This window comes from Undibacterium sp., assembly GCF_030683615.1.
GTDB classification, from domain to species: Bacteria; Pseudomonadota; Gammaproteobacteria; order Burkholderiales; family Burkholderiaceae_D; genus Undibacterium; species Undibacterium umbellatum.
Window position 1 is genome coordinate 52513 of sequence record NZ_JAUXQE010000010.1, and the last position, 13306, is coordinate 65818.

Consider the following 13306-nt stretch of genomic DNA (forward strand, 5'->3'; position numbering starts at 1 on the left):
CCGTGCAAATTTTGCAAAAGTGAGGGTGGATTTACCACGTTGCCCTGGAATTGCCAGGCATAAAATGAAATTTTGATTGTCACCATGGTCACGAATGCTAATATCGGCTTCAAGACCAATTCTCAATTCAGAATGCCATGTCGTCCAGCCGGTTTTCTCGATTTCGCGACATCAGTTTGAAAACCCGCCTGACCATGGCGGTGGCGGTGTTCTTTGTCATTTCCCTGGCCTTGCTGTCCTGGCTGGCAACCTCGGTTTCCGAGCAAGCCCTGGAAAAACTCATCGTGGCCAGGCAGAACAGCGTGATTCTGGCTATGGCCAATGAAGTTGACCAAAAGGTCGAGCTCAGGAAAAATGCCCTGATCCTGCTGGCGACTGACCTGGCAACTGACGACGCTGGCAAGGAGCAACTGCAAGAATTCATGTCACACCAAAAAAGCCTGAGCGGTTTGTTTGATAATCTGGCGGTGGTAAACTTGCAGGGGGAACTGGTGGCAGTATTGCATGACGCAGATGATCGCGGCAAAATCAATCTGGCTGGCAGGGATTATTTCCAGGAAGTGCTCAACCACAAAAAACTGTTCATCTCCCCACCCCAAAAAGGCACAAAATCCAGCCGTCCCCTGATCGTCATGTGCGTTCCCGTGTTTGATGGCAATAGCCAGTTGCGCTACGTGCTGGCGGGTATTATCGAGCTGGAGCAGGATAGCTTCCTGGCCGACCTGGCGATTACAAGAATTGGTGGCAATGGCTATTTTTATGTGACAACGCAACAGGGTATTTTTGTGGCCCATCCAGAAAGCAGCCGCATACTTGCCGATAGTCACGAGCGGCCAGATAAACATCCATTGCCAAAGGCTGCTTACGTCGCGCTGGAGGGCAGCCTGATCTCGCGCAACGGCGAAAATGATGAAGCAATTTTATCTTATCGCAGGCTCAAGTCGGTGGACTGGATAATTGCTGCTGCCTATCCTTCCAGTGAAGCCTTTGTCATCATCGCCGACGTCAGGAAAAAAATCACCCTTGCCAGTTCCGGCTTGTTAATGATCTTGTTACTGTTGGGCTGGTGGTTCATGTACTGGCAATTGAAACCCCTGCAGCATCTGCGTAACAAGGTCAATAACGCCGTGCCTGACTGGATGGATACACTGCAGGAAAAGATCTATCCCAAAGATGAAATAGGTGACCTCGCCAAGGCATTCGATGATGCCATGGCCAAGCGCCGTGCTGCAGAGGCAGCCTTGAGCGCCAGTGAAAACAAGTTGCGACTGATTGCCGATAATATGTCGGCCTTCATCGGCTATATCGATCATGAAGAGAAATACACCTTTGCCAATAAACGCATAGCCCATTTGTCGCACATGGAGCCTGCCGATGTCATCGGAAAAAGCATGCGCGAGGTGGCGACACCGGACATCTATGACAGGATAGTCAGGCCGCATGTTGTGAAGGTACTTAATGGCGAATGGACACGCTATGAACGCCGCATACAGCGTTATGGCCACTGGGAATGGGACCGGGTTACGTATGCGCCCGATTTCAACAAATCCGGCCAAGTCGATGGTTTCTTTGTGCTGGTGGAAGATATCACCGAGTTCAAACGGGTACAGGATGATTTGATGCGCAGTGAAGAACGGGTGCGCACCATCACTGACAATGTACCGGCCATGATCGCCTATATTGATGCCAATGAGCGCTACCAGTTCTGCAACCGCAATTATGGTCAGATACCTGGTCTGGAACCTGGCAATTTGCTAGGAAAAACAATTGCAGAAGTATTTGGCGAACAAACCTACATTGAGTTAAAAAGCAAAATACAACAAGCCCTCCACGGCGAAAAAGTGTCCTTTGAACGCTATGCACCTGAGCGCAATATCAAACGCTTCCTGCAATACGAGTATGTGCCAGATATCAATGAAAAGGGTGAAACCCTGGGTTATTACTCTATGGTCATCGACATCACCGCCCGCAAGGAAGCTGAGTTGAAGCTGGCTGCCAGCGAAAGCTTGCTGCGCACCATTGCCGACAATATCCCGGCCTTTGTCAGCCTGATCGATACAGAAAATCGCTATCAATTCATCAACCGGCCCTATGAGACCTGGTTTGATTTGCCGTTGCCACAGATACGCTGCCAGCCCGTTTCTTCATTGCTCAGTGGCACCATGCTGCAAGAGCATCAAACCCATTACAAACTGGCCATGGCAGGTGAAAAAACAGAATTTGAAACCGAGATCAGTATCGCTGGCCAGACTGGCTATTATCACGCCACCTATGTACCGCAATATGATGAAAGCGGTAAAGTGGTCGGGGTTAATACACTCATCAACGACATCAGTGACGCCAAGGCAGTAGAAAAACAATTGCTGGCACTAGCCAGGTTCGATACGTTGACCGGCCTGCCCAACCGCAACCAGATCAATGAAAGAATGGAACAGGCCAGTGCCCGCTCACAGCGCAACGGCAGGCTGATGGCTGTCATGTTTTTGGATGTGGACAAGTTCAAGCGCATCAACGACAGCCTGGGTCATCATGCCGGTGATCTGGTTTTGCAAGAATTTGCCAATCGCCTCAGGCATTGCATACGCCAGACCGACCTGGCAGGCCGCCTGGCAGGGGATGAATTCGTCATTGTGCTGGAAGGTCTGAATATGCATAGCGAAGCCGACATGGTGGCAGACAAAATCGTGCAGGCCATGACTACGCCTTTCAATATAGAAACAAATTCTCTCATGGTCACCGCCAGCATAGGCGTGGCAATTTCGTCAGAAAAAAACGCTGGCGCCAATGAACTGCTGAAGAAGGCAGATGAAGCCCTGTACATGGCCAAGAACGCAGGGCGCAATAATTTCAAGGTGCTGCAGCTGGACTAGATATTGATATCAATCAATGTGCTTGCTCAAGCCAGCTTCAACCCCACCTCTTCCTTCGCAACAGCAGCCCGCACCTCTACCACAGCCCCGTCCGCCAGCGACACCACCCGCTCAGCCGCATTAATGGTCTCTGGCCTGTGAGCCACCATGATGCGCGTCAGTTGCAAATTGCCAAGTGCCTGATTGACCTTGTGCTCATTGTTCACATCCAGATGGCTGGTCGCTTCATCCAGCGCCAGTATTTTGGGTTGCTTGTACAAGGCACGCGCCAGCAAGACACGCTGCTTTTGTCCACCAGACAGGCTGCTGCCCATGTCACCCACCAGGGTTTGATAACCCATGGGCATCTTGCTGATTTCTTCATGGATAGCCGCCAGCCTGGCGCATTCTTCTACTCTTTGTTGATCACAATGGCTGTCAAAGAAAGCAATATTGTCCATGATGGAACCAGCCAGCAAGACATCTTCCTGCATGACCGTGCCCACCAGTTGGCGATAAGTCTTGATGCCCAACTGAGTAATGGGGATATCGTCTATCAGCACTTCACCTTCTGTTGGTTTCAATAAACCCAAAATGATCTTGCACAAGGTCGTCTTGCCGCAACCACTGGGTCCGACCAGCGCAATGCTCTGGCCCGCCGGTATGGTCAGGTTGACATCCTTCAATACCCAGGGTTCACCCTCGGCATAGCGGAACTTGATATTCTTGAGGGTGATCACTGCCTTGATGCGTGAGATATCGGTTTCAACAGCAGTTTCTGCCTCCGCCTCTTCCAGCACAATATCCGCCAGTCTTTCGCTATGCAGGCTCAGCATGCGGTAACTGATGAACACGTCAATCAGGCTGGAAATACGGCCAGTGAAAGTCCCCGCATAGCTGGAGAAAGCTATCAGCATACCCACCGTCAAGGTATTTTGCATGACCTGGCCCGCACCAATATAAAACAGTGCCAGGCCTTGAATACCAAAGATCAGGGTATTGCTGACCTTGAAGATGATGGACAGCTTCTGCGTCTTGATATCACGGTTTTGCACATCGATCTTCAAATTCTGCCAGCGCGACAGCCGCTCAGTCTCACGGCCAAACAATTTGAGAGGTGTAACGGCACGCATGGTTTCCAGGAAGTGCGAACTCTCTTTGGAAGACAATATCAGCCGCTCTTGTGACGCCTCCCGGAAGGGCTGATAAAAAGCCCAGCGCAAACCTGCATAAAGAGCCACCGCACCCAACACCAGCATACTCAGCTTCAAGCTATACACCAGCATCATCACCAGCGCCAGCACGGCCATCAAGCCATCCAGCACACTCTCGACAAACATCGAAGTCAGGGTACTTTGTATCGCCCCTATCGAACCAAAGCGCGATACCACATCACCAAGATGGCGTTTTTCAAAATAAGAAACCGGCAAACGCACCAGATGGGCAAACACGCGCGCTGACCATTGCAGACTGATATCCATACTCCAGCGCATCAAAAACCAGCTACGCGCCAGGCCTATGGCATTCTGGGTGACCATCAAGAGCGCAAAACCAAACACCAGCACCACCAGCAATTCTTTGTCGCCACTGACAATGACTTCATCAATCACAAACTGATTAAACAGCGGCGAGCAAATCGCAAAAATTTCCAACGCCAGAGCCAGCGCCAATACCTTGACAATAGCAGGGCGCAAGCCAACAATGTGACCAGTCAGATCGCGCAGGGCAACTTGTTTCTTCACATCCTTGGGTTTGAATGAAGGGCTGGGCGTCAGCTCCAGTGCCACGCCGGTGAAATGGCTGGACGCTTCCTCAACAGGAACACGCCTTTCACCCACTGCCGGGTCCAGCAACACCAGCGTGACCTTGCCACGCCAATCCTTGCGCACGGCTTTGAGTACGACGAAATGATTCAAATTCCAGTGCAGTATGCAGGGCAAAGCCAGTTGATCTAGCTCATCCAGTTCAAGACGCAAGGGACGGCTGTTCAATTGCATGGCAGATGCATGACGCATCAGCTGCGCCAGTGTTGCACCTTTGAGGCTGATAGAGAATTGACGGCGCAGATCGGCAAGATCAGAGTGGTAGCCAAAATGGCTGGCGACCATGGCGAGACAGGCCAGGCCGCATTCGCTGGATTCGGTTTGGAGGAGGGGTGACATGGATTTAGTGTTTGGCCGCTAAGCGACAAAAGTCTGTTTTTCTTGGAGAGTAAGATAAATTACATAGGCGATAAGACGACAAAAATATGGTAATGCCACACTCTTAACAACCTACGTCCTGCATCTCATTCAAGAATTCATTTCTTTTCGAGATTTATCTTTGTGTTTCATCCAATGAATGTCTTTTAACGAAAATATAATGAGAAGAACAAAAACAGTTAGACAAAGCTGCATGTAAAATTCTGAAGACGCACGATTAGTCAACTGGAACAGGCCATCACTATTGAACAAACTAGAAAAATAACTACTGCTTACACCGAGGGAGTAATTTGATACTGAATGAAAAATTATTGAAAACAATAACGACTTGTATTTAACAGAGATCGCAGCCATCGAAAGGCCAAACATGAAATGAAAAATGTATGTCAGAGTCGTAGTGTCATTATAAATATGGCATAGTGTAAATATGACGCTGGAGAAGAGCATCGCATACTCAATTCGTACCAACTTCCTTAACGCTGCCAGTAGATAACCACGAAAAAATACTTCTTCCAATGCAGCTACCGAAAATATTAAAAGCAAAGAATTAATCTGTATTATCTTTAAATCGCTTTTGAATGAGATTTTCTCTCCAATCGCTAAAATGCTAGTGATTAATGCAAAAATAACTAGTGGAAAAAAAATACTTTTCCATACTTGATTCGCATCATTTTTATGAAAAATGGGAATGCTACCAGATTCAGTGTAGAGTTTTTTTTCGCTCGCAACATATTGGACAACGAAGCACATACTAAACGCGATTAACGTGAATACCGTTATCACTTTTTCGTCGTATCCCATCAGCGTTGTTGTAAGGGTAATAAAAAACAATACTAACCATGAAACAGCAAGGTTTCTAAAAAAATAGCGCAATATATTTTTCAATTTTTTTGTCCTTGGGGTTTGATAACTTTTATTGCATACGCGTGGCCCGAGTAATAAATCTGTTCTAGCCACGCGTAGATAATGGCTTACAGTCCGCGATCCTGATTTACATCAATATTTGGATTTTGTTTGAGAATCTCAATTACTAATTCAACGCCGAGCCATGTAGCCAATCCTTTAGGCGTAATAAAGTTTATTGGTTGGAGAGGTGGGTCGTTTGGCCGAGATGGCTGAGTGGCAGGCCCAGGCTCACCCCAGCTATTCTGTCCTGAAGAGCGAGTTGCAGCCGCATCAAATCCGCCAATATTGTCCCAGGCACCGAGATCCGGATCCCCTTCACCCTTGATAATTGGCTAACTACCCCAGTCAAGGTCTGAATCGCCACCCGCCACAACCAACAATTCTTCATTTGTAATCAAACGCATTTTGTGATACTCCTATACATGGTTAAGTGAACCATACCTCATGGCATGGTTTTACTGCTCCGTTCTCGGTCTTGACCACCTTGAACGGTATTTCGGGCTGAGTCTGTTGGGGTTTTCTGACAGACTCAGCATCGAATTCTGAAATTCTTTGCTACTTGCTCCTAGGCTCGCTGCTTCATTGCCAGCACTGGCTCCAGCACCCATTCCCAAATCCTGCGCTTGTCCTGTATGACATCTGCCTCGAGCGTCATACCTGGCTTGAGCATTTGCGCTTGGCCGTATGCATTGATGCTTTGCTCATGCAGCCTGACTTTGATGCGGTAGAGCGCTTCGTTCGTGTTGAAGCCATTGATGGCTTGCTGGGCATTGCTCAAGATCGTGGTAGCCAGATGCGCGGGCAGTTCTGCTGGAGCAAAGGGGGTGCGACTGACATCCGTGACAGTGGCGGTGTGCAGGCCAAATTTTTGATAAGGGAAGGCTGCATAGCGTATCAAGACTTCCTGGCCGACCTGGATGAAACCTGCTGTGCGGCTGGGTACATACAGATGCGCTTCCAGCGAAGCTGCTTCTGTTTTGCCAGCATTGCCAGCATCGGTAGAGCTGGACGCCCTGGCATCCACAGGTATCAGGCTCGCCAGCACTTGCCCGGCATTGATGGCTTGCCCTGGCTGGTTGGTCAGTGCTGAGACTGTGCCTGATTGCATTGCTACGATTTGCACAGCTTGGCGGTTGGCGTTTTCTGCGGCTTCTTGCTTGAGGCTGGCTTTGGCTCTTTCTATTTGTGCCAGGTCTGTGGCCAGGCTGTTTGCCAAGGTGTCGAGTTCTGATTGCAGGGCAATCTGGTTGGCTTGCAACTGGGTTTTGCTACGCTGCAAAGTGCTCAGGCGGGTGCTGATGTCGAGCAGGTCTTCCTGCTTTTGCTGGGTCTGGGCAGCAGAGACATAGCCATTGCCTTGCAGGGTTTCATACTTGGCGAGGCTTTGCTGTGCCAGGTGCTGGCGGCGCTGGGCCAGCAGCAGCTCTTGTTCAAGATGAGTATGTTCTTGCGCCAGGTTGGCCAGTCTTTGCTGCAAGGCCTGTTTTTTTTCCTGGTACTGGCTTTGGCGCAATCTTTGTTCTGCGGCCATGCTGTCGGCACGGCTGGCGAGTTGCTGGGCCACCAGGGCGGTGATTTCACCCTGTCTGTTCTGGCGTTCTGTGCTGAGTGTGAACAGGATTTGCCCGGCCTTGACTTGCTCGCCTTCTGTGACATGGCTGGTCAGCAAAATACCGGCATTGGGTGCAGCCACGCTAAGCTGGCCACCGACAGGTACAGTGATACCTGTGACACGGGCTTTTTTGGTGATGCTGCCAAGAGTGATGTAAGTGATCAGCACCGCAGCGATGACCAGGGCAACAATGGCAATCAAAGAAGCAGAGAGCGGTTGCGCCAGACGGATGGCACCCATCCATTGACTGCCTAATGCTGCGGTAACTTCAGGGCGGAACAAGGGGCTGGTGTTACTCATTGACAGCCTTACTTGTTACAAATTGTTGCGATCCAACTGACATCTTTACTTATCTACTGCAATAATTCAAAAACACAGCTTTCCTGTGTACTTGTCTAAAGCATAAATGAAAATTCTGGAGAAATGTCAAAAAAAGTTAAAAATATATTTCCATTAACTTTTAACACTATTTGACATTCATTTGCTAGAATCGCGCGCGCAGGATTTTTCCTGCTGCAGTGCATGCAGCTTTGCGCAGGCTCGCCAAAAAGCTGGGCTTGTTTACGGTGATCTGTTTTGTGGTGATCTGCTGACAAGCAGTATCATCCAGCCAGCAAAGCCTTCAGGGCTGTCTTGCCCTTGCCACCTATCTGCATGATTTGCAATGCTGCCAAGGTATGCTCTGGCAGGCTTTGTGTCAGTTCAAGGCGTAATTCGTTCAAGAGCTCCAGCAGCATGGCCATGTCTTTGGGCGGTGCTTGCGGGTTTTGTGTGACGATGGTGCAAAGCAGTTGGAATACCAGATGTGGTGCCATTGCATGCGCGCGTGCTGCCTTGCTCAGGCTCTTGGCATAGCGGCTGGCCTTGACTTGCGGCGTTGCCAGCAAGCCGCAAATGACATTGGCCAATGCTGCGGCTTCAAGCCGTCCTTCCAGCCAGCTGGCGACCAGGGCATCAATGGCGATGGCAGTCTGGCCTGGTTCTTTGCCTGCCAGGGCAAAGGCCAGCAAGGTGATGGCGCAACCGTTCATGGGGACGGTGGGGTCCAGCAGGAGGTTCAGATAGGTTTTGTTCTGCCATGCTACTTCCCACCAATCCAGATTATTGGCAATGGCTTGCGTACCTTCGGCGAATACGGCTTCCAGGCAGGAAGGCAGCATACTCGCTGACCATAATATCTGGCTCTCATTGCCGCCACTGAAGTCTTGCCCCCTCCAGATTTTGCCATCGCTTTTTTCATCGCGAGGGTGACGCAGTATGCTCAGGTAGACTGGGTCTATTGGTCTGGGCGCTGGTGTCACCGACAAATAGGTGTCATAGAAAGTCGTGTACTCGCTTTCCCTGGCTTCAATGTCAAAGCGATAGCGCGCAGCGTGAGCACCATCCGGCCCAAAATCGCCATACAACTGGATGAGGTTGGGGTCATCTTCATCTGGATAACGGGCGCGTGCCGCTGCAATATACAAGGCACTATCCTTGCCTTTGGCAGCGATGCTGACTTGCGAACCCAGTGCATAACGCAAGGCATGGTGGTAGGGTGTATCCGGCAGGCTGGCTGCCTGCTGGCGCAAAGCGGGATCGTTACTGGGGGCGAGGCGCAAGAGGCTGAGCACCTGTTCTTGCACGGGCTGTTGCAGGCCAGATGCGTGTTGATCACGGGCGCGCTTTATCAGGATGGCTGGGTCAATGTAGCCGCGCTGATGGGTGGCTGCGGCCAGGGGGGCAACAGATTTTCCCTGCATCAGGATATCCATCAGATCATCTGTGCGCTGGCAAATAACGCTGTGTACATCGAAATGACCTTTGGCAAATTGGCGCTCGGCTGGCAGTCTCTCTTGTTCAAACATAAAAGCCAGAAGCCGCGCCAGTTCACGTGCCAAAGGCTTGTCCAAATGATGCCAGTTGTCGGCAACGGGCTTCATTTTCCTGGCACGCTTGAGTACAGGGCTAAACTGTTTTTTTGCCTCTGCAGAAAATGGAGCAAGTCTTAGCAGGGCTTCAAAGACGGTTTCGAAACAGTCTGTGTCAATATGGTTTTCAAAGGCATGGGCGCAGGCTTGAATGAGGTCATCAATCGTATTGATAACAGGTAGCGCACGCTGGCTGGAGATGGGCGATGGCAGTGCTTGCAGGCTGGGTAGTTGATGTATTGTGTCTGTTACTGCGCGAGCGGAGCCGTCTGTTGCATCGGTGATCAGCAAGGCTGACAAGGCTTCACGGTTACTGGTGGCAACATGGGGTAGCAATTGCCTGGCCTGCTCTTGCGTAGCTGCGTCCATGCCCCACTTGTCAAGGCGTGTGATGATCTTCTTTTGCATATCGGCGGCTTCATGAAGTAAGCCAAACACGGCGACAGACGCAGCCTCTTGTGCAAGACTGGCATTTTGCTTGATCATTTGGTCAAGCAATTTCAGTGCAGCATCCACTTGCGCCTTGACGGCAGATGAGAGCAGCGGTTGCAGGGCAGTCAGCAATGCGGTATTACTGATGGCATTTGCCTCCTGCAACCTGCCCAGCACTTTTAACGCCATGCTGACGGTAGGAGGGATGCGACTGTGGCATAGACCCAGATAGCGTTCACTGAATGCGCTCATTTCTTCTACCGTGGGTGCAAGCGCATCATGGAAGCGCGAGAACCAGCCAGAGCGGAATTGTATCCAGTCTTTTTCCAGCGCACTCAGGGTTTTATCCAGCAAGACTTCACGGCGATACACGCCTTGCTGGCACAAATTCAAGAATAACTGTTGCCAGGTGTTGTCAGGGTTATGCGTGTACTTATCGCGTCCGGCGAAACTGATATCGGTCGTGCCTTCGATGTCGAACAACTGCAATAGCGGGCCTTGCAATAAGTCCGGGTCATTTTTGATCCAGTAAGCGACATCCGGCACCAGGTCTGAACGCATTTCCTGGCTCATCAGGCCCAGCAAGTAATTCTCATGTGTTGGGCGTTCAATCAAGCCGTTAATCAGCAGGCTTTGTACGATGCGAAATGCGAGTGGCCTTTGCGATATCAACGTGAGTGCCAGATTCTCTGTGGAAGCTGGCTGGTATTTTTTCCAGAGTTCGATAAGCTCGGCTGGTTGATAAAGATAATGCCAGCAGTTTTCTGCAACGTCATCGGCATTGCCGCATAAGAAAATGGCGGCACGCAGACAATGCCATTGTTCATCCGTGACCTTGCTGCGCCAGGCAGACTTGCTCATGTCTGAAGTGTAGCGCGATTTTTCCATGGCTTTGTTCATGCGCAGGACACGGGCCCTGTGCTGCTGCCATTGCGCCTTGTCCTGCGCTTGCAGATAGGCCATCATGCCCTGATAGTTTCCCGCGACGATGAATTCTTCCAGCGGAGTTGCTGCAACAAATGCGGCTTCGATTTTTTGCTCTGCCATGGGTGTCCTAATTTTCTGTCATTGCTTCCACTGCCAGCACATGCTTGCAAGGCCCACGCAAACCCTGGTGCTTGGCATACCATGGACAAGTACAGCGCAATTCACCGTCCACTTCGCGCACACGGTGCTGGATATCTGCACTCTGGACGGTGGCTTCGAGCGGCTGTTTATTAATGATGGCGACCGCATTGTCTTTTATTAATTCGCGGGCAGCAGCCAGGCGTGGGTGCAAGTCTTCTGCCATGCTCAGATCCAATGGCAACACGCGATGAAAGTAACTGCCTTCCGTCACATCAAATCCCAGCAGGCCAGAGACGCCAAGTATGCGCAGGCTGTCTTCTATGCTGGCTTGCGATAAATCCAGTTGTTGCGCCAAGGCTGGAGCTTGCAGCGTGGATTGCCATTGCAAATGCGCGCGCAGGCGGGGAAGGGCATTGGCATCCTGCATATTCATCAGTGCGCGCAGAGCCTGGCCCTCTCCAGAAAAACCGCGCCAGACTTCGGCACTCAGGGCCAACGTCAGGCGGGCACCGGCAAATTGCAAGACCCAGGCGCTGGCTTGCTGTGCTTCATCAGCAAAAATAGCCATGGACTTCACCCGTGGCAGCAAGGCTTCCAACACTCGCAGGCGGGTGCTGTCGACCAGGCGTATGCTATTTGGCTCTGGTCTGGTCGTGGTGCGCAAGCCAAAGGGGCCGTGCGATATCCACAGCGGCGTCTTGCTGGTCGATGCCTTGGGTAAAGAGCGCAAGAAGCGCAGGGCTTCTGCCCCGCTGACTTCGACGATTTTGCGCATGCCAGCCTGGTAAGACTGTACTTCAAGCATGCCACGTATCCAGCGCAATGGCAGCTCGACTTTCTTCTCGACGACGCTATTGCCACCAGCATGCAGGGTAAAGGCATCTTGCCCGACTGATAGTGCAAGGCCAGCAGCGTCGCGCACTCTTGCCAGCGCTGCCCGCATAGGGGCGTTGAAATCGACATTGGTCGTACCCTTGCCGACGACATCACCTTCATAGCTGTCGGGCAGCATGTCGACACGCACATAAGCACTACAGCAGGAAGAAAAACCTTCAAAACGCAAGATGCCACCACCCGATGTGACTACAGGGTCAGCCAGCATGAGGTTTTTTGCCAGTGTATTGGCAGGTGTGAAAAAGCGCGAGCCGACGATGATATGTACTGCAGTCAGCAATTCTGCCGACAGTCGCGGCTGCTTTAGCAGGCCTTCAAAAAAATGCGGGTGGGCGACAACTGCTTTGTCGTCCGCGCCAGAAGTGGCCAGTTGCAGCCGGGGTTTGACATCGTCTGTCAGGGCCGAGGCTTGCAGGTAATGGTAGGCGTGTGCTTGGGTAGTCATGGGCGCTAGCATATCGCTTTGTGTAGCGATTGTCATCGCGCCCGTGACTCAGTATTTCTATTCCTTTTTCTGAAGCAGCTCAAGTATGCTGGAAAAATCCTTGCCTCCTGCACCGGCTTTGCTATGTATGCCATATAGGTTACGCGCAGCTTCACCCAGCGGGATGCTTGCCTGGCTGCCCAGCGCCGCCTCGGTTGCCAGACCCAGGTCCTTGAGCATCAGGTCTACCCCAAAGCCGCCAGTGTAGCCGCGTGATGCGGGTGCGTTTTCCATGACGCCGGGGTAGGGGTTGTACAGTTCCAGTGCCCAGTTGCGGCCTGAGCTTTTGCTCATGATGTCGGACAGGACTTTGGGATCAAGCCCGTTCGCCACGCCCAGTGCCAGCGCTTCTGCCGTGCCTGCCATGAGTATGCCGAGCAGCATGTTGTTGCAGATTTTGGCGGTTTGCCCGGCACCATTTTCACCGGCGTGGAAGATGTTTTTGCCCATGGCGTTCAGGACGGGGCGGGCGCGTTCGAGGTCAACGGTGCCGCCGCCGACGATGAAGGTCAGTGTGCCAGCGGCTGCACCCGCTGTGCCGCCTGAGACCGGGGCATCCACCATCGCCAACCCGCGTGCGGCTGCGGCTTGCGCGACCTTTTTGGCAGATTGTGGGGCGATGGTGCTGCAGTCTATGATGAGTGCGCCATTGGCGATATGAGCGAGTATGCCTTCGTCGCCGAGATAGAGGCTTTCTACATGGCGGCTGGCGGGCAGCATGCTGATGACGATGTCTGCGCCTTCTATGGCTTGTTTGGCGTTGCCTGCGGCCAGAGCGCCTGCGTCTGCCAGTGTTTTGAGTGCAGTGGGGGAGAGGTCGAAGACGGTGAGAGGGTAGCCTGCCTTGAGCAGATTAAGGGCCATCGGTGCGCCCATGTTGCCGAGGCCGATGAAGGCGATTTTGGATTGGTTTGACATGTGGTTATCTCCTGGTTTTAGCTCCCTCCCCT

At 51.7% G+C, this 13306-nt stretch carries 7 protein-coding genes; 1 reads left to right on the top strand and 6 read right to left on the bottom strand.

Going from position 1 to position 13306, the window contains the following annotated elements:
- Positions 1–137 precede the first annotated feature (137 nt).
- On the top strand, positions 138–2870 hold the full coding sequence (locus Q8K39_RS05920; RefSeq protein ID WP_305258700.1) for a diguanylate cyclase domain-containing protein: 2733 nt from the start codon (positions 138–140) through the stop codon (positions 2868–2870).
- Between the two features lie 26 nt (positions 2871–2896).
- Here the strand turns inward: Q8K39_RS05920 and Q8K39_RS05925 are convergent, their stop codons facing one another.
- The 6 genes from Q8K39_RS05925 to mmsB form a co-directional block, all read right to left on the bottom strand.
- Positions 2897–5011 (bottom strand): peptidase domain-containing ABC transporter, encoded by a 2115-nt coding sequence (locus Q8K39_RS05925; RefSeq protein ID WP_305258701.1) that lies wholly within the window; start codon positions 5009–5011, stop codon positions 2897–2899.
- Between the two features lie 129 nt (positions 5012–5140).
- A complete protein-coding gene (locus Q8K39_RS05930; protein ID WP_305258702.1) occupies positions 5141–5935 on the bottom strand; it encodes a CPBP family intramembrane glutamic endopeptidase in 795 nt (264 codons plus the stop codon).
- A 586-nt stretch (positions 5936–6521) separates the two neighbouring features.
- The gene (locus Q8K39_RS05935) at positions 6522–7868 is read right to left on the bottom strand and encodes an HlyD family secretion protein (RefSeq protein WP_305258703.1); all 1347 of its coding nucleotides are present in this window, start codon (positions 7866–7868) and stop codon (positions 6522–6524) included.
- Between the two features lie 302 nt (positions 7869–8170).
- On the bottom strand, positions 8171–10957 hold the full coding sequence (locus tag Q8K39_RS05940; RefSeq protein WP_305258704.1) for a DUF6493 family protein: 2787 nt from the start codon (positions 10955–10957) through the stop codon (positions 8171–8173).
- 7 nt (positions 10958–10964) lie between these two features.
- Positions 10965–12317 (bottom strand): SWIM zinc finger family protein, encoded by a 1353-nt coding sequence (locus Q8K39_RS05945; protein WP_305258705.1) that lies wholly within the window; start codon positions 12315–12317, stop codon positions 10965–10967.
- A 57-nt stretch (positions 12318–12374) separates the two neighbouring features.
- Complete coding sequence (gene mmsB / locus Q8K39_RS05950) at positions 12375–13274, bottom strand: 3-hydroxyisobutyrate dehydrogenase (protein ID WP_305258706.1); 900 nt, start codon at positions 13272–13274, stop codon at positions 12375–12377.
- Positions 13275–13306: the final 32 nt, after the last annotated feature.

Coding starts and splice junctions, on each gene's coding strand:
- Q8K39_RS05940 (WP_305258704.1), bottom strand. CDS start 10,957: ATGGCAGAGCAAAAAATCGAAGCCGCATTTGTTGCAGCAACTCCGCTG.
- Q8K39_RS05925 (WP_305258701.1), bottom strand. CDS start 5,011: ATGTCACCCCTCCTCCAAACCGAATCCAGCGAATGCGGCCTGGCCTGT.
- Q8K39_RS05945 (WP_305258705.1), bottom strand. CDS start 12,317: ATGACTACCCAAGCACACGCCTACCATTACCTGCAAGCCTCGGCCCTG.
- mmsB (WP_305258706.1), bottom strand. CDS start 13,274: ATGTCAAACCAATCCAAAATCGCCTTCATCGGCCTCGGCAACATGGGC.
- Q8K39_RS05935 (WP_305258703.1), bottom strand. CDS start 7,868: ATGAGTAACACCAGCCCCTTGTTCCGCCCTGAAGTTACCGCAGCATTA.
- Q8K39_RS05920 (WP_305258700.1), top strand. CDS start 138: ATGTCGTCCAGCCGGTTTTCTCGATTTCGCGACATCAGTTTGAAAACC.